Origin of the sequence: Liquorilactobacillus aquaticus DSM 21051 (assembly GCF_001436755.1) — a bacterium.
Lineage (GTDB): Bacteria > Bacillota > Bacilli > Lactobacillales > Lactobacillaceae > Liquorilactobacillus > Liquorilactobacillus aquaticus.
Genome location: NZ_AYZD01000033.1, coordinates 39,840 through 58,043, shown reverse-complemented (window position 1 = coordinate 58,043; position 18,204 = coordinate 39,840). Strand labels below are relative to the sequence as shown.

At 37.9% G+C, this 18,204-nt stretch carries 12 protein-coding genes; all 12 read right to left on the bottom strand.

Features of this window, described 5'->3' with window-relative positions:
• Window positions 1-2 precede the first annotated feature (2 nt).
• Window positions 3-374: a 6-carboxytetrahydropterin synthase gene (locus tag FC19_RS09870; RefSeq protein WP_057876783.1), complete on the bottom strand. Its 372-nt coding sequence runs from the start codon at window positions 372-374 to the stop codon at window positions 3-5.
• A gap of 3 nt (window positions 375-377) precedes the next feature.
• The gene (locus FC19_RS09865; RefSeq protein ID WP_057876782.1) at window positions 378-1,715 is read right to left on the bottom strand and encodes a TIGR03111 family XrtG-associated glycosyltransferase; all 1,338 of its coding nucleotides are present in this window, start codon (window positions 1,713-1,715) and stop codon (window positions 378-380) included.
• On the bottom strand, window positions 1,712-2,332 hold the full coding sequence (gene xrtG / locus FC19_RS09860) for an exosortase family protein XrtG (protein ID WP_057876781.1): 621 nt from the start codon (window positions 2,330-2,332) through the stop codon (window positions 1,712-1,714). The genes FC19_RS09865 and xrtG overlap by 4 nt, the downstream gene beginning before the upstream one ends.
• Complete coding sequence (locus tag FC19_RS09855) at window positions 2,329-3,651, bottom strand: Firmicu-CTERM sorting domain-containing protein (protein ID WP_057876780.1); 1,323 nt, start codon at window positions 3,649-3,651, stop codon at window positions 2,329-2,331. Before FC19_RS09855 ends, xrtG begins: the two co-directional genes overlap by 4 nt.
• 649 nt (window positions 3,652-4,300) lie before the next feature.
• Window positions 4,301-8,509, bottom strand: a complete 4,209-nt coding sequence (locus tag FC19_RS09850) for a KxYKxGKxW signal peptide domain-containing protein (RefSeq protein ID WP_057876779.1) — start codon at window positions 8,507-8,509, stop codon at window positions 4,301-4,303.
• 244 nt (window positions 8,510-8,753) lie between these two features.
• Window positions 8,754-8,927: a hypothetical protein gene (locus FC19_RS11550; RefSeq protein ID WP_157061316.1), complete on the bottom strand. Its 174-nt coding sequence runs from the start codon at window positions 8,925-8,927 to the stop codon at window positions 8,754-8,756.
• Window positions 8,928-8,950: 23 nt separating this feature from the next.
• Complete coding sequence (gene gtfB, locus FC19_RS09845) at window positions 8,951-10,282, bottom strand: accessory Sec system glycosylation chaperone GtfB (RefSeq protein WP_057876778.1); 1,332 nt, start codon at window positions 10,280-10,282, stop codon at window positions 8,951-8,953.
• Between the two features lie 3 nt (window positions 10,283-10,285).
• Window positions 10,286-11,791 carry an accessory Sec system glycosyltransferase GtfA gene (gene gtfA, locus FC19_RS09840; RefSeq protein ID WP_057876777.1) on the bottom strand — a complete coding sequence of 502 codons (1,506 nt, stop codon included), beginning with the start codon at window positions 11,789-11,791 and terminating at the stop codon, window positions 10,286-10,288.
• Window positions 11,792-11,806: 15 nt separating this feature from the next.
• Window positions 11,807-14,167, bottom strand: coding sequence for an accessory Sec system translocase SecA2 (secA2, locus tag FC19_RS09835; RefSeq protein ID WP_235809371.1), 2,361 nt, complete (start codon window positions 14,165-14,167; stop codon window positions 11,807-11,809).
• Between the two features lie 13 nt (window positions 14,168-14,180).
• Window positions 14,181-15,065: an accessory Sec system protein Asp3 gene (gene asp3, locus FC19_RS09830; RefSeq protein ID WP_057876775.1), complete on the bottom strand. Its 885-nt coding sequence runs from the start codon at window positions 15,063-15,065 to the stop codon at window positions 14,181-14,183.
• A gap of 2 nt (window positions 15,066-15,067) precedes the next feature.
• Complete coding sequence (asp2, locus tag FC19_RS09825) at window positions 15,068-16,609, bottom strand: accessory Sec system protein Asp2 (RefSeq protein WP_083488433.1); 1,542 nt, start codon at window positions 16,607-16,609, stop codon at window positions 15,068-15,070.
• A complete protein-coding gene (asp1, locus tag FC19_RS09820) occupies window positions 16,590-18,191 on the bottom strand; it encodes an accessory Sec system protein Asp1 (RefSeq protein WP_057876774.1) in 1,602 nt (533 codons plus the stop codon). Before asp1 ends, asp2 begins: the two co-directional genes overlap by 20 nt.
• Window positions 18,192-18,204 lie beyond the last annotated feature (13 nt).

Here is an 18,204-nt window from a genome sequence, read left to right as displayed (position 1 = left end):
TTCTAGTCACTGATTGTAATACAATACGTCCGGGTAGGCGACTCACTAACCTCAAGCCGCGTCAATTGGACATCCAACTGCTCTAAAGCATGTGTAATCAAACGATACAACCACAACGTAACATTTTCAACAGTTGGATTGCGCTCCTTGAAATCTTCCAAGGTATTTAAAAAGCCCCCAGAAATATTTTCAAATACTCCGTTCAAAGCTTTTTCAATATCACTGAAAATCACTGTTTGCTCGCTTTGGCTACTGAGTTCGCAAATAACCTCCCAAGTGTGCGTATGCTTTTGACCAGTCCCATTCTCCCATCGAATCGCATGGCTCGCATTAAAGTATGATTTTATTCTGTAACTGTAATTGAGTTGTGACATAAACTACCTCCATTTATTTTTTATCGTTTTTATGTCTTCTAAAAACTGGCGATACAGCTTCACTATTTCCTGTTTAAAACGAATCGTATTCCAACTAGACCTTCTTGTCATACTATTCAGAGTACCGATCAATCTGAACCATGAACAGATGAAATTGTAAAATGGGAGTGTGAAAACGACCCACCATGACGCTCTGAAAAAGGCTCGCTCCTCAGTAAATCCTCTTAGAAGCAGCAGAACACAGATGTAGTTCAATAAGCTGACACCGATATAAAGAAAATAGATGAGCAAATAAGACATTAAAAGAATGACCCATGAATAACCTAGAAAAAGCAAAACAATACTGGCGGCTGACCAGATAAGCTTAGGAAACAAAAAAGTATGATCTAACATCATCCGACGGACAAGAAAACTTCTGAAAAATGATTTTAGTTTCAAATCCGATTCGTTTTTATCTACAACCTCTAACTCACCCGTTTGCCAACGTTGTCTTTGGATATAGAGGTCATCCAAACTGTCGATAGGCTCAATATAGAAGATCGCATCTGAACAAATAGCCACTTTGCTCTTTAATCTGTCACGCATTTGAAAAGTCATGTCAGTATCTTCACCGATTGTCCCTGTATTATACAGAAAGGTTTGAAGCAGATCATTTTTACGAAAAGCTGAAAAAGCTCCTGACATGGTAAATAATCGATTGCTACGTGATTCAATTATTCTGCCTGAAAGAAATGCTTGCGCATATTCAAAATATTCATTTCGCTGCAGCAGCCGTAGACTCCTTTTTTTAGAAGATCTAATCAGCTCTTTTTGCGGTAAAATCGTTCCTGTAAGTGCCGCTAATTTCGAGTCATTTTCGAACCGCAAGACCATATTCATTAAAGCATTCTTTTCAAGAACTCCATCACTGTCAATGTTGATAATATAGGTGCCAATACTGCTATAGATTGCTGAGTTCAAAGCTTTAGCCTTGCCTTGTTCAGTTCGGATCAAGCGGAGATTCAAATTGGGAAATTCATTTTGTGCTCGTTCATAGACTGCAAAACTGTTATCTGTACTTTGATTATCTGCCAAAATAATTTGAACTAAATTACTTGGATATGATGAGTCATTAACTGAGCGAATACAGTCATACAAAGTTGCTTCTGAATTATATACAGGGATAATCAACGAAATTACCGGTAGCTTTTCAGGAACTTTCAACTTGACCGGATGCCAATGCTGAACAATCAACCAGATACTCGAAAAGAAAGCCGGTAAAACTTCAACAACTACGGGAATCAGTGCCCAAGTAATCCAAAATCCCATTTTAAAAAAAGTTAAATCTAACCAGTAGCTCACTTCGATATTCTTCCTTTCTTTACTAGACGCTGTACCCATTTTTTACAAGTGAAATACATATTGTGCGAAAGTTGAGAAGAGGTAAATACTAGATAATATAATGCGATTACTAACGCATAGAAGACAAATCGTCCAATCAGCGAATGCGCGATGAAAAACGATTGTCCACCATTAAAATGCACAATAATAATGATCAGCAGCAGACGGATCACATTGGCTAAGTAAATCCAGAGAACCCCCAAAAGAGAAAAGAAAAGTTTTTCATACCGACTATAGATGGGGAAGAAAAAGACCAAACTTAAAAAAGCCAGAGTTTCAATTACGCCCGAGCATTCATAGTCAATTGACATGTTTACCGGCGAGCTTGAATTGAAAATACTGATAATGCTGTATTTCGGCAATGTGCTGCTCATCTGTGTCAGACTCCCGATCCAACCGACGCCTTTCATAACTGCCTGAGTAAAAAACCAAATCCAATAACGATTGCTGAGCGTTATCAAGACAAAGAAGAGTCCCACACTACCCCAGATGAAAGAAAATGCAGAAAGCTGTGTTCTCTTAAGCAAAGACAGGACATAAACCCAGATGACTATCCCGATAATTAAGTAAACACTCATTTAGCTTTCTTCCCCCTAGTTCTATTTTTAAATACGCCGAATTTATAGACGGAAAAAGCTGCAATCAAAAGTCCGGTTCCGGCTAAAATAAGCGGTTTGGTACTACCTCCGGCGACATTCACTTGTCCTGTCCACAAGTTCCGATTCGCTAACGCAATCGTTTGACCTGAAGTATTTGAGCTTGACTTCAATGCGCTGAATGGGACTGCGCATTCTAAAACATATGCTTCTCCCTCCACCGTTGATCCGTCTCCCATCTTCTGTGAGATCTTTTTCTTCGTAACTCCAACTTGATCGTTTAGTGTCACATATGAATTGTCCTTAGCATTATATATTCCAAGTTTCACTAATTTGGTCTGTCCTTCGTCCAGATTAACAGTACTATTTCCGTTAAAGTCAAGATAATAAGTAACGTTACCGACTGTCAGTTCATACCCTGCCGGCTGAAATGTGACGTATCCTCCAGATAACACCGGATGCATTTCAATGTAGAAATAAATATCCTTATCATCAGCTAACAGTGATACGTTTTTAATGTTGTCATTATCGCCTGTAATCTGCATCGCCGATTTCGTTTTATCATCCCAATCAGTAAAACTTCCATCGATTACGACGCCCAAGTTATTTGATTGATTATTCGGATTTGCTTGGGAGGATGATGACGACACTGAGCTCTGCGACCCAGAAGTCGCTTCTGAGCTGCTTGATGAAACTGAAGATGAACTGCTTGACTCTGTAGTACTAGATGAACTACTTGAACTGGCTGAACTTGAATCTGCGTTTGAACTCGAAGAGCTCGAGCTAGACTGAAATGTTGTCCCCGTTACAGTCTGCGAGCCTAAACTCGAATTCGCCAATGTCGTTTCATCAGCCTTTGCCGAAGAAACACCTAACTTTGATAGCGACAATGTGAACTCACCTGTCTGTTTTGAACCATCCTTTTTAATAATTCCTGTCCCAACATCTCCAAGTGATTGCCAGCTGTTGTTCATATCTCTAGCAGTAATCGTCACTTGCGAATCAGAACTGCTAAATGCCAGATTATAAGATTTGCTTCCAACTTTCAAAGTGTAATTTTGTGTTGGAATTGACATATCAGAATTGCCGCCGTTATCGATATAAACCCATAAATCTTCATTACCAACCTCTACGGCCCAATTACCCATATGATAGTAACCAACTTTTGATTTATTAACACCATCCCAATCAGTAAACTGCCCATCAATTTTAATATCTGCCTGATTGTCTGCACGGGCGCATTTAACTGAGAACCCTAAAACGCTCAAGATAGTCAGAGCTATTAAAATCCACTTTTTCATCATCATTCTCCTTTTCACGTTTGTACAACTTTTTTATAAATCCTTAATTTTGTAAATCTATCTTAAAATGAACATTAAATTATTAAAAGAAATAGTTATACTTAAATATATTTCATTTTTGTGAAAATAATGAACTTTATTTTCACCACGTCTAAAAGATACTAGCATACTTTAGAATTTTTTGAAAGTAATCACTTGCTCTCTATCCCTGGATCAGCTAACTTGCATCATTCAGTTCTTTTTAAAAACGATTAATATATAACACTAATATCAAGAATTAGAGATTGCATTTTTGAATACCTCATTCTCACAATAAGCACCACTAAAAAAAAACGACCCATGTTCTTAATGCACACAAACTCAGTTAATCTTTCATTGCTTCATATGCCTTAAAATATAGATTTTCACACTATATACATCAATATTTTACCCATTATAAAATAATGCCTCGCAACTTGGTAATAATATGTTTGTGTAGAGGGTAGATGCGCTTCAAAAACATAGTTAAAAATGAGTAAAAAAAGAACCTAATTCATTTTTGAATTAGGTTTAAAGTATTTGTTGCTCTGTCTGCTGCATGGAAAAATAACAGTAGTAACGTTTAAACTTTATATCTTTTTTTATCTAGGTTCTTTATTAGTTACTTTGACTAGTCTTTCCTTTTTTTAGCCTTCATACCTAACAACGCAGTAGCTGACAAGACAGCTACTCCAAGAGATACAGCATCATCAGATGTTGAATCACCTGTTTGAGGAAGTTTATCTTTTTTTGTCGCCTTGGTATGTTTTTGATTTAATGAGCCTGAATTTACCGCTGAACCGTTTGTACTATTATCGAAGGACTCACCAGTACCGCTTGTACTATTTTGATCTGATTCGCTTGAAGCAGTTCCATCCGTGCTCGTTGAAGCAGATTCGCTTGTACTTGTTGAAGCGGACTCGCTTGTACTTGCTGATGCGGATTCACTCGTACTTGTTGATGCAGAATTACTCATACTTGCTGAAGCCGAACCACTCATACTTGTTGATGCTGACTCACTTGTACTTGTTGAGGCCGATTCACTCGCACTTGTCGAAGCCGACTCACTCGTGCTTGCGGAAGCAGACTCACTGGCACTCGTTGAGGCTGATTCACTGCCACTCGTTGAAGCGGACTCACTGGTACTCGTTGAGGCTGATTGACTCATACTTGCTGAAGCCGAACCACTCATACTTGTTGATGCTGACTCACTTGTACTTGTTGAGGCCGATTCACTCGTGCTTGATGAAGCCGACTCGCTTGCACTTGATGAAGCGGACTCACTGGCACTCGTTGAGGCCGATTCACTCGCACTTGTCGAGGCCGAACCACTCATACTTGTCGAAGCTGACTCACTGGCACTCGTTGAAGCAGATTGACTCGCACTTGCTGAAGCGGACTCACTTGTACTTGATGAAGCAGATTGACTCGTGCTTGTCGAGGCCGATTCACTCGCACTTGTCGAAGCAGACTCACTCGTACTTGTTGAAGCCGAACCACTCATACTTGTTGAGACCGACTCACTCGTACTTGTTGAAGCAGATTCACTCGCACTTGTCGAAGCTGACTCACTTGTACTTGCTGATGCGGATTCACTCGTGCTTGTTGAAGCAGAATTACTCATACTTGTTGAAGCAGATTCACTCGTACTTGCTGAAGCCGAACCACTCGTGCTTGTCGAGGCCGATTGACTCGCACTTGTCGAAGCGGACTCGCTGGTACTTGTTGAAGCGGACTCGCTGGCACTCGTTGAAGCAGATTCACTCGCACTTGTCGAAGCCGACTCGCTGGCACTCGTTGAAGCAGACTCACTCGTACTTGCTGAAGCAGATTCACTCGCACTTGTCGAAGCAGATTCACTCGTACTTGCTGAAGCAGACTCACTCGCACTTGTCGAGGCCGAACCACTCATACTTGTCGAAGCTGACTCGCTGGCACTCGTTGAGGCTGATTCACTCGTACTTGTTGAAGCAGAATTACTCATACTTGTCGAGGCGGACTCACTGGCACTCGTTGAGGCTGATTCACTCGTACTTGTTGAAGCAGATTGACTCGCACTTGTTGAAGCAGAATTACTCATACTTGTCGAAGCTGACTCGCTGGTACTTGTTGAAGCAGAATTACTCATACTTGTCGATGCGGACTCGCTGGCACTTGTTGAAGCAGATTCACTCGCACTTGTCGAGGCCGAACCACTCATACTTGTCGAGGCGGACTCACTCGTACTTGTTGAAGCAGATTCACTCGCACTTGTCGAAGCTGACTCGCTGGCACTCGTTGAGGCTGATTCACTCGTACTTGTTGAAGCAGATTGACTCGCACTTGTTGAAGCCGAACCACTCATACTTGTTGAGACCGACTCACTCGTACTTGATGAAGCAGACTCGCTGGTACTTGTTGAAGCAGATTGACTCGCACTTGTCGAAGCTGACTCACTTGTACTTGCTGATGCGGATTCACTCGCACTTGTCGAAGCTGACTCACTCATACTTGTCGAAGCCGACTCACTGGTACTTGATGAAGCAGACTCACTCATACTTGTCGAAGCGGACTCGCTTGTACTTGCTGAAGTGGATTCACTGCCACTCGTTGAAGCTGATTGACTCGCACTTGTCGAGGCCGAACCACTCATACTTGTTGAAGCAGATTGACTCGTGCTTGTTGAAGCAGAATTACTCATACTTGTCGAACCTGACTCACTTGTACTTGTTGAGGCACTTTGACTGGAAGATTGCGACTGACTGACACTCACAGGATCCTTCTTAAGGGTTATGATAGTGTCCTTACCTAGTTTAGCTGGAACTCTGCCATTTTTTATGTCGGTCATATTAACAGTATTACCATCAGCATCCTCCGCGGTCATAATATAGCCTGGCTTGTCTTTGACAGATGGATAATATGCTTTTGATGCATCAGTTGTATCGTTAACGTACTGTTCTTGGCTAATTATAGTTCCATTTTCATCCTTAACTATCAGATTGCCTAATTTATGGTATTGATATTGAATATCCTGTGTTTGTTTGACATAAGGATTGACAATAGTATATGTTGACCCACTATGGCCTTTATAGGTAGTACTTCCAGATACTGGCACAGACACAGTTTTTGCCAGATATTCTATACCACCGTTCGAATATCTATCATAAATTTCGACCTGCATTGTTCCATTCGCGTCAGTTTGAGTATAAACAACTCTTACGTAACCATCATGATAATTCTTTTCATATTTGGCGTCAATTTTCCCAAATTGTGACATTTTACCATTACCATTTTGATTCGTATCACTTGTATAATAGCCAGTAACAACTTTACCGGCTGAAGTTGTGTAGTCTTGACCTGTCCAACCAGATTGAGTTACAGGATCTATTCCTGAAATTGAATTTCCATCCTCATCAACATAGGATGTTGTTTGACTAATTTTTTTAGGAACGAAATTAGTGATCGTCCCATACTTATTAGATCCGGTAGTATAGTTGACATAGTCATTTTCCAGCCCATAGCCGTTGCCTTTAATAACAAATGAGTAATTTCCATCCACATTGTCGTAATAGTATGTCAAGCCACCAAATGATTTTGAAGAGGCCGATGTAGCATCTACTGTAAGAGTTAATTCATTCGTAGTTGTCCCCTTTGTCTCCTTTATATAGAGAGTTCCACTGTCATTACGATCTATTGAGACCACAATACTCCCCTGTAAAGTGTTAGAAGAAGAAGAATTATAAACCTTAACCCATTCAAAACTGTATCTATTTGCGTTATCTCCATTGCCAGGCATTCCATTTGGATAGGTCGGATCACTAACTGAAAAACCAGTATTGGCAGCTTGGAGGCTTTCTTTATTTTCGCTTACTGTCGCAGCTTTTAGCGCAGTGATACCCTTATTATTAGCAACTATTGCCCGCTTTGTAATGTTCTTAATTCCAAAGTTTGTATTTTGTTCATTTGCGACTTCAGATGCTGTTTCACTGGTTGAAGCAGTATTTCCGTTATTTGATACAATGTCACTTGTTGAAAGGCTATCATTTTCCGATGCTGCACTTTCACTTGATGCTGTACTACTTGTTGAGGATCCAGTGTTAGTAGCCGATATAACATCTTCGCTATTTGTACTTGTGCTGCTTACTGAAGATAAATCGTTAGCAGATGTAGCGCTCTCGCTATTTATATATGTACTATTTTTCGAAGATGCGGCACTTTCACTACTTGCAGTTGTACTACTCATCGAAGACGCAGCACTATTTGATGAAACACTCTTTGTTGAAGAAATTTTAGCAGCAGATGAAGAATTCGATGCTGGAACTGATTCGCTAGTTGCAGCACTTGAGTTGCTTAAACTCTCACTAACAGAAATACTTTCACTTTGCGAGCTGCTTTTATATGTAGATGCACTTTCACTTGCTGAAATCGATTGACTTGCAGATTCTGAAGTAGTATTCGATTCACTGCTTTGACCTGTTGTCGATGCTTCAGAGGAACTGTTGGCATTGCTGCTTAATTGAGCAGTGTCTTTATTAGCTAAGACAGTATTTGCAGATACTGTTTTAGTCTTGCCTGCAATTTGGTCAGCAGACACAGCACTGGATGAAACAAAGACACCACCAGTAAGTGCACCTAATGAAGCCAGTAGTTTCAGAGCATTTTTGCTTCCAGAATCCAAAGATTCTTTTCTCTCGCAGTCAACTTCTTGAACGTTGATTTTCGGTAAGTCCTTGCCTCGAAAAATTTTTAAAAGTCCAATACTCGATATTAACGAACTTACCCACGATTTACCCGCCTTATACATCTTTACCCTAGTAGTCCTATCAGTTTCTGAATAATTTCCCTTATATTTCTTTTTCATAATTTACCCCTAACTCAAATATTCAAAAAATAACATAAACAATTTAATTCTTATATTTTCACTAACAATGATTATATTATGACACATTTAATTTAAATACAAGAAATATGTGTATTTTAAACATAAAAAAGAGTAATATGATAAACCTAAAATAAAAAAGAGCAAAGAACTTGCTCTTTTCATAATTGTTCTATTAGTATTAGCATGCAAGTTAACAGTTAGTGCTTCAGAGTAAGATATCACTTTACAGAACACTAATTAGTGATATCAATATCCCTATTACCACTATTGTACTGATAATGATCGCTGCTGTTTGTCCTTTATTTTTCTTATTTTCCTTTTTTCCACTCGAATAACGCGCGTCATTTAAACGTTTGTTAATATTATCTTTTAAAAGATCTTCTTCTTTTCTCTTCATTTTTTCACCTGTTTAAAACATATTTATTTCAGTAAATTTTGATAATCTAGCACTGTTGCTTCATTTGCTGAACTCTTTTGAGCTTGGAGAAGCTGCTGCAAAAGAACATCATTCTTCAGAGACTTATTTATTTTTTCTGACATTCGTCGGACATCTTTAGGATTATAAATATTTTCTGCAGCTAAATACTCTTTATCGTGTAATATATTGGAAAATGATAAAATTAGCAAATTATTAAGAAAAGCTTTTCTAACCGCGTTCATTAGCTCTCCTTCATGATTAATATCAAGATAGTAATCACATTTTTGCCAAAGCATCTCAACCGTCCTATGCGAAATATTAGGAAATAAAGTAACGTTAGGAAATAGAGCTAGTTTGCCTAACTTAGGCGACATTTCAGTAATCGCAGCTATATTAAAGTGCATCTTAGGCACGTTTTTAATCAAATAATCAATTTTTTCGATGTTATCAGAATTAGTTATGATCAAGGCATGACTTCCATAGTTGCTTGAGCGTTCAAATTCATAAACATATCCTAATAGTAAAAACATATTAGCGGACGGCTTGCACCATAGCTTCTTTGCATGCTCGAAAGTACTTTTTTTATTAAAAATAATACTGTGTGTCCTGCTAGCTTGGCCATTCAAAATAATCTGCATGTTACCAGGAATTTCATTGCCAAGCGGTTCTTGCCAGAATAGAATATCTTCTCCTGCTTCTTTTATGTTTAAGGATACAAAAAATGGATAAGACAAAGAATTATAAAAGATTCGATCTAACACATATCCCTTAAGTTCAAGGTAGAATTGTACAAACTCTTCTTTTGATTGAAAATCAAAAATCTGATGCTTATAATTTAGAATAATGTCGTTTGTCACAAAATTCTCTACAATAACTTCTGATTCCTTGAAAGAATAGTACGTTTTTGTGATTACTTGACCATCTATGTTATATATTGTTCCTGCAAAACGCCTTCCAAACTTATTATAATGGTCCACACTTCGAACTCTTTGTTCTTTATCCAGCCATTTTACTTCCTTGACCAAGCGTTTATCCTTAGGTGATGCATAAATTATCTCAGCAGCTTTCCTATCGTAATCAAATACTGCTGCACTATTATTGTCACCCTTGATCTCCCAAAATTTTGGGACACATACTTGATTAAAGAAAAGTGGTTTTCTTGTGTCTTCCGTGGTTGTTCTGTCGTTTAAAAAAAAGCTGTAGGGAGACTCTATCTCAACAGGTAGCCATCCATCATCTTCAAGCACCACTGTTGGGTGCGTATAACCAGCTGCAATTAATGATTTATAAAGGTCGAGCATACTTTGAGTATTTCTGTCGAATAAATTAATCATCGTCTATCCCTCCAACAATCTTTCCCACTTTTGTTCAACTTCATGCTCCAAATATTTTTTCCCAATGAGGTAAGAACTTTTGCTAAACGAATGAAGGTTATCGCTTTTAAATAATTTAAGTATTTTAGCTGAAATTTCATCCGTTATCTCTGCCAAGCTTGGGTTTCCCCTATATTGGATCAAAAAACCATTTTGACCATTTTCAATGAAGGTCTGGTTTCCATAACGTACATTCAAGCCAATTAGTGGTAGCCCCGAACCAACCGCTTCTAATAGGGTCAGCCCAAATCCTTCACTTGTTGAAGCCGTAATATAAGCCTCATAGTTTTTATAAACTTCTGTTAGATCCATGTGTCCTTTCAAGTGAATATAGCTTCCAGCTTTATTGTAATTTATCAAGGCCAGCAGCTTGTCATGTTCACCGCCACTCCCGTAAATATCAAGCACCAACTGTGGGATACTTTTATGAGCCTTGACAACAGCTAAAATCAACCAGTCAATATGTTTTTCTGAGGCGAGACGAGATGCTGTTATCAAGGTCCGTGGTTTCCGCTTCTTCTCGGGATAACGCAACTTATCCAAACTTCCGACCGGAATTGTTACTACATCAGGTACATAAGTACAATATTTTTTAAAGTGTTCTTTCATAAGCTTGTTCTGCACGTCTGTCGCAGTAATGAAAAAATCAACATAGCGTGCATAATCAAATTGATACTCATAGTAATTATTCCAGAGTATATTTTTATCATCACTTGCGTTCTCGCTAAAATGCTCAGCATGGACAACGACACCTAGTCGGGCTGCCCCTCGATTGCGAAAAACAGATTGTCCCATGCTGGTAGCTCGATCCAGCAGCAAGACATCTTTTGAAGTTAGAGCTAACTTTTCAAGAAAATAATTAATTAGTTCGATTTTAGAATATAAAATTCGATCCTTCATTCGATAAAATTCGTTAGTTCCATCGACTATCTGTTCGTAGGCAATCGACCCATCCTCGTTGAAAAAACGGCGTTGATAAAGATATGCTCGATTGTCACGTGGTGTATAATATTCCGAAAGCAGTTTTGTATATGTAAAATAGTCTTTGCGGATTAAAAAATCATGGGATACATGTTCAACTCGCTCAACAATATTGCTGCTGGGCTCTTTCAGAAAAGCAGTTACAAATTTATTTTCTTTTTCAAAATGATAGCGTACTATTTTCGCTCCCTCATGTTCGATAGTTCCTTTTCTCTTTTTGAAATTTATGCTTTTTTCTAGTTGTTTCAATGTATAAGTTGTTGGTGAAATTTTGACGTCCGTAAAGTATTGATACAACCATATAATTTCATTATCCGTAAAACCAATGTTCTTGGTCATGTGCTCGATATTTTCATTTAAAATTAAATCAGTAAATACAAATTTTGCAGATTGTTTTATATTTCGTAGTAAGCGTGCTCGATAGGCTTGAGCATATTCAACTCCACTGCTCGCCCAACCGATACCTAAATTAAAATTATAAACCGTCATACCAATTTCACCTTTCTATGAGAAGTAAATGGAACGGGTCCCATCCTCGTTTTCTAAAACAGTACTTAATAATAAGTTTTGCACCGCTTGTTTTTGAATATTTCTTTTCATCTTTTTGAAAGAATGTGCAGCCTCACGATGATACTCAAAGATTGGATTTCTCTGTGCGTACTGACGACTGGAAACGACTGTCCTAAGCTGTTGCAAATTATCTACCTCTTCTATCCAACAGTCATCAATAGCTTTCAATAAAGATAGTCTGTAAAATCTGCTTATTTCTTTTTTATCAATTAACTTTATTTTTTTCTCATTCAATTCTTTTCGACAGATTTCTAATAAAAGAGCCCTCATTTTCTTGGGCTCACTACAATCTGTTTCTGCGGGTAAACCACTGTACTTGTAACTTAAATTATCAAAAACAAAACGTGAAACTTTAACAGAAGTCAAAATCTTATTTTTTTGAATAAATTTCTCAATATATTTTTCAAATAATTGACTTATATCGTACTTACATTCATCTGTCTGCCTTATCAAATTATTTCTTTGCTTATAAACTAATTCTCTTTGAACTCTGACGCTTTCATCAAATTCAAGTGTGCTCTTTCTCTGCTGAACGCCACTACTATCACTATATTTTTGTGCCCTTTGAATTGCTTTTCTCACTCTAAATGAAGTTAATTTTTGGGGTTTATCGAGCGCGAAATTTTTATGTTTTTCATAAAATGTATGCATCCATCTAGCCCCGTATTTAATGACTAGCTCATCTTCAAATGAGACAAAGAACTTGCTCATCCCCGGATCTCCCTGTCTTCCAGAGCGTCCTCTCAACTGCAATTCTATACGTTCATTAGCCATCTTTTCTGTTCCTATTACTGCTAAGCCGCCAAGTTTCGCCATACCTTTTCCAAGTTTGATATCAGTTCCTCGTCCAGCCATGGACGTAGCAACAGTCACACGTCCTCGCTGACCTGCTTCTGCAATGATTTCAGCTTCTTTAGCTGCATTGTATGCATTCAAAACATTGTGCGGTATTCGTTCATGCAACAGAAGCTCAGAGTATATCTCAGAAATTTCAACTGAAGCTGTGACCAATAGGATAGGTTGTCCTTTTTCATGCAATTGCCTAACTAACTGCATTGAAGCCAAAATTTTTTCAGGAAGAGTTGTATAAATTTCATCTGGAAAATCCTTACGAATAACTGGCTTGTTCGTAGGGATCTGGACAACTTTCATATAATAAGTTTCAATAAATTCATCCTCGGCTGTTTTAGCCGTTCCGGTCATTCCACCGATTTTTTTAAACATTCTAAAAAGATTCTGATACGTAATAGATGTCATCGCTCGCATATCAGGTGTCAATTCAACATCTTCACGCGCTTCTAGCGCTTGGTGTTGACCTGATTGTAGTTTTGTCATTTCAAGAATACGACCGTTTTGAGCATCTAAAAGTTTTACTTCACCATTTTCGACAACATAATTTTTACCGTTTTCAAATAATGTATGTGCCCTTAAAGCTAACTCAAGTTGACGTACCAATTCGGTATGAGTTCCATCATAAAGGTTTTCAAGAGAAAAGTAGTGCTCTGCTTCATCTATCCCCGCATGTGTCAACCAAACATTCTTCTTCTCTTCATCCATTCTGTATTCCACATTCTCAGTGAGCAACTGTACAAAGTTATCCGCTAGTTTATACATATTTGACTGGACGCGAGGAGCACCGGAAATAATAAGTGGCATTTGAGCACTATCAAGCAAAACCGCATCCGCTTCATCAACTATTACGTATCCAAAAGGACGCATATATTTTTCCGCTGCACTATCTGCTAAGTTATCCAGCAAATAATCAAAACCCACTGCACTGTTTGTCGTATAAACAATATCGGACGCATAAATCTTTTTTTTGTCTTCCGGTTTTAATTTAACACTCGGGTCGTTTACCACACCACAAGCAACTGTCAATCCTAACCAACGGTAAACACGACCCATTTCTTTCGCATCGCGCATCGCCAAATATTCGTTTGTTGTAACTAGAATGGTGCTCTCCTCTGTTAGTGCATTCAAATACAATGGCATGGTTGCACTTAAAGTTTTTCCCTCACCTGTTTTCATTTCTGCAACATTTCCTTGATGGAGAACTATCCCAGCTAAAACTTGAGTATCAAATGGAAACATTCCCAATACACGTCTATCCGCTTCACGAACAACAGCAAACGCTTCAGGTAAAATGTCATCTAAAGAAGCACCTTTTTTTAATAACTTCTTAAAAAAAGATGTTTTGTCTTTTAACTGACCATCTGAGAGTTTTTTCATTGTTTTAGCGTAACTATCTACTTTGGCTAAAATTCTTCGCAGTTTTTGCAACTCTAAAGTATTCATTGACAAAGCCATATTAATCACTTACCTTACTTGCATTTTCTAATCTGTCTTTATTTGTTTTTTCCTGCAATGAACTTAGAACAGTAGAATTATTAAATAAAGGTGTGGCAAAGCTCTTTTCACACCTAGGTAAGGATTTTCTAAGGCAGATCTTGCTGCCGTGAAAAAGTTTGACGTAATGTTTTGCAATCATATTTGAGAGCGATCCATTTCCCCAGAATATTATTTTTTTATAATCTTTACTGATCCTTTCGATCCTTTTCATAGTTGTTTCTGCCGTATATCCCCTTTTATCTGAGACAACACTTTCGACAAAAACACAATTTTTAAAAGATGCATTGATTTTAGGACCCGGAATAGCACATGCATTGAGAAGCGGTTCTTCAAAAATTACATTTAACTCACCCGACGCTTGAACATTATAAAGTTGAGAAACAAATACCTCCGTATTTCTAATTGAGGGAAGTTCTGCTGCCGAAATCATCATATACTTGAATTTTAATCGAGTGCAGCCTGCGTTTAAAAGATTTATTGTGTAGTAGTAAGCATTGTCTGGATATTCAAATAATTCTTCCATTTTCTTAATAAAAATACGGTTAATTACTTGACCACCTCGGTCATAAAAATCGATGCGCAAATAAAGTGAGGCTTCTGGAAAACTATGTGCTCTGAGTAAAAGCCGATAACTGGCCCCCTTCCTTAAAATAGGCAGCTGAGGGCTAAAACGCTCAGCTTGATAATTAGTTTGCGAATACCACGTATTAATTGTTTTTCCTGGAGACATCAACTTATTCTCAAAATCCACCTCACCATTTTGATGGAATGCAACGTCAGACCCATAAAGATATGTTGAAACAGCAGATTTCCAATAAATAACGTTAGCCGTATATCCTATCATTTCTATTTCCTTCCAAAATCATTCTTCAAAATGTAACGGTATTGTGTCAGAAACCAGTTAACGATAGCAGATGTATTGTCGTTATGTCTTCCAATATAGCCTCTACCAATTACCTTCACATTTTTCCTTTGCAGTTTTTCCACAAGTTCTCGAAAAGCATAACGATCATAATCGTCATTTTTCATATAAGCAGCAGCAACAATTGTATCCTTGAAGTCTGTCTTAGAGAAAGCATCCCAGAAACGTTTGTTTAATCTATCAGCTGCCGCTTGAGAACTTTCACCAGATATCAAGCGTAGAAGATCCAGAGCAGTATCAAATTCCTGGGGACGTAGAATTCTGCCATTCGTTGCAATTGTTCCCACATTAAGCAGTGGTTTTCCAGCAATAATGGCATGTGGTCTGAGCTTACTGCCATAATATAATGCACCAAAGGTTCCCATTGATATTCCCGACAAAATTAATTGGCTATTGTCAAAGCCAAGATAATGTAGCGAATCGGTAATAACAGTCTTAATCTTCTTTTCAAATTCTTCCGACCCAAGATAGAAAGCCCCTCCTTCAAGACGCGGATCGCTTAATAGAATAAAGGGAGCATTCATTTTTTTCATCATGAAATATCCTTCAAACCCCTCGAGCGAACGATAACCTGCAAAATAAACGTTAAGAGGTGGTTTCATATCGCCAGGATTAAAATAATACATGAATTCTTGTCTTTTACTGTCTGCATAACGCTGACCACCAAGGAGAAATTGACCCAGTCCTAGGCGGGACCACCTGTAATGAAGAGAACCAATTTTAACTTTGCCAGATCCTTTCGCGTAGATAATAACATTTAGAAAAGATCCACTTGTTTCGTTATGTGTTCCACCAATGACTATAGGACTTTCAAGCCCTTTTTCGTTGACTGACCAGGAGCTTTGCTTTGTGTCAGTTGAACCATTTATTGTTTCAAAAAAAGATATCTTTAACTCACAGTCAGCTGATTTTACAAATTCTGGCCAAACTTCGATTTTTTTGTTCGGATCAACATATATATTTTTCTGCCAGAAAGCAAGTGGTTCAAACTCTTTACCGAATTCCCCTTCCAATTCAAGATATGCATTTCCTTCATACTTGCAGCTCCCCCCGAAGGTAGGTGCAATTCTTATCATATTTATTCCCAGCTTGATCCCACTTTGATTATCGAAAAAAGCATACACAATTTGCTCCAATAGCAGCTTCTTATTCTTTATTGAAACGGCTTGTGCTAACTTCAATTTGAGAAAAGCACGTATTGCTGGATCATTAGGAAGAGTTTCTTGCGTAAATAAAACAGCATAAGACTGACCTATGTCATTTAAGCAATTAATATTATGAATACCTGAAAAATCCGTAAATAGAATCGCATCAAAGGTCTGAGCAGATTTAGTATCTTCAAACGTCAAAATTCGTTCTAAGTTACTGGAAGGCGCAAAATTCCAATCAAGCTGCTTAGGAATAGATTCAACTTCATCCCAATTTGTTGTGCCGATCTGTAGCACTTTAATTTTTTTTTGCACCATCTTCGTCCTCCCCCTCAATTATTTGTCTCCACTTACTGATCAATTTACTGCCAGAATATTCAGAAATTTTGTTTGCAGCATACATCAACGCTTCATTCCAATGCGCTAGTCCCACAAGATAATACTTGACTGCCTCGGAAAGATCGTTTAGCTGGTCAACTATCAAGCCATTTTTATGATCCTCAACATAACTGGTCCTGACTGTATTGATTTGCGGAACCCCTGCGCTAATACCAGCAATTTGCAAAAACAAATCAGGTTGTGGACATAGATCTACTATTAAACGAACATCAGTCAACATTTTTATAATGTCATCTTCAGTATGAATAGTGTGCCAGCAGATGCTTCTCTTATGTTCGGCACTTTCGCTCAATTCAGACACCGTTTTCGTTTGATCACTCTTATTAAAAGTAAAATGTGCGGCTAGGTCATTTTTTTCTATTGTTTCATTTACGACCTGTGCAACCGTCTCTGTATTCAGTTTGTATTCTGAATATGCTGCAATGGTTAGTTCAATTCGCTCATCAGTTTCCATTAAACTCAACAATTGCTGCAGTACAGTCTGAATCACAGCTTCATTTAACCCTTCAATTAGCCAAAAAATTTTCAATTCTTTAATACGTTGACTTTTACCCAATCGTAAGCGACTATCGAAAGGAGTTATTTGCTCTACTTTTTTAGTTGTTTGATCCTTAGATATAATTTTTTTGATTTTCATATTAGTATAGTCAGTATCTGTGACACAAAAATCAGCGTTTGTTAGAATACAACATAAGCTCTCCGTTTCATCAAGAGGATAACGATTGCTAAAAAATGACAACATCATTTTTATGTTGTGATCAATTCTTAGAATCAATTCATCACGCTTCTTTTCAGCCGCAATCACCAATGCGTCATCTTGACACATTTTTTGAGCTAAAAAATCATGAAATTTTTCAACGATTAAATCTTCAATATTTTCGTAACTGATGCGCTTAAATTGTTCTTGGCATTTAGGATTGACTTCAACTTGCTGCGTTGCTGTTAAGTAATTAACACGAATTCGCCAACAGCCAGCCAAATCTAAAAATACCTGACTAATTTCATGTTCTTGCTTATTGAAATGAATTACGCTTGACAAAAAGCCACGATCATCAAAAACAAATCTTTGAGTTACCTTGTTATTCTCTAAAAAGTCAATTCTTAACAGCGCTCCAATGTTATCAAATTCTATCCGGGCTATAACTTTTCCTCGATTTCTTGCAAGAACTAAAAATGGTGTATAACTAAAGTCTGTGCCCAATGGCCAATCTAAACTCATGAAGTCAAAGGGGCGCATATGCTTGCTCGAAATGTTTTGAATATCGTCAAAAACACTATAATAATCTGTCTCATAGATATCTTGGCGGTGCAAAAAGCTGCGAAGATTAGGTGAGTATTCTAACACCAATATTTCAGAATTTTCATGTGTCCTATTAAACATCCTCAGCTGATTAATGGTGTCATCAAATTCTATTTTTTGATCATTACGATACCACGGCAGTGCCGCATTATCCCATTCATGCTCATTATTCGAATGCCAAGATGGTAAAAAATAAAACATCTGTTAACCTCTT

Excerpts from the sequence above, each read along its gene's own strand:
- xrtG (WP_057876781.1), bottom strand. The coding sequence starts at position 2,332 with ATGAGTGTTTACTTAATTATCGGGATAGTCATCTGGGTTTATGTCCTG.
- FC19_RS09855 (WP_057876780.1), bottom strand. The coding sequence starts at position 3,651 with ATGAAAAAGTGGATTTTAATAGCTCTGACTATCTTGAGCGTTTTAGGG.
- FC19_RS09870 (WP_057876783.1), bottom strand. The coding sequence starts at position 374 with ATGTCACAACTCAATTACAGTTACAGAATAAAATCATACTTTAATGCG.
- secA2 (WP_235809371.1), bottom strand. The coding sequence starts at position 14,167 with ATGAATACTTTAGAGTTGCAAAAACTGCGAAGAATTTTAGCCAAAGTA.
- gtfA (WP_057876777.1), bottom strand. The coding sequence starts at position 11,791 with ATGACGGTTTATAATTTTAATTTAGGTATCGGTTGGGCGAGCAGTGGA.
- gtfB (WP_057876778.1), bottom strand. The coding sequence starts at position 10,282 with ATGATTAATTTATTCGACAGAAATACTCAAAGTATGCTCGACCTTTAT.
- FC19_RS09850 (WP_057876779.1), bottom strand. The coding sequence starts at position 8,509 with ATGAAAAAGAAATATAAGGGAAATTATTCAGAAACTGATAGGACTACT.
- asp2 (WP_083488433.1), bottom strand. The coding sequence starts at position 16,609 with ATGGTGCAAAAAAAAATTAAAGTGCTACAGATCGGCACAACAAATTGG.
- asp3 (WP_057876775.1), bottom strand. The coding sequence starts at position 15,065 with ATGATAGGATATACGGCTAACGTTATTTATTGGAAATCTGCTGTTTCA.
- asp1 (WP_057876774.1), bottom strand. The coding sequence starts at position 18,191 with ATGTTTTATTTTTTACCATCTTGGCATTCGAATAATGAGCATGAATGG.
- FC19_RS11550 (WP_157061316.1), bottom strand. The coding sequence starts at position 8,927 with ATGAAGAGAAAAGAAGAAGATCTTTTAAAAGATAATATTAACAAACGT.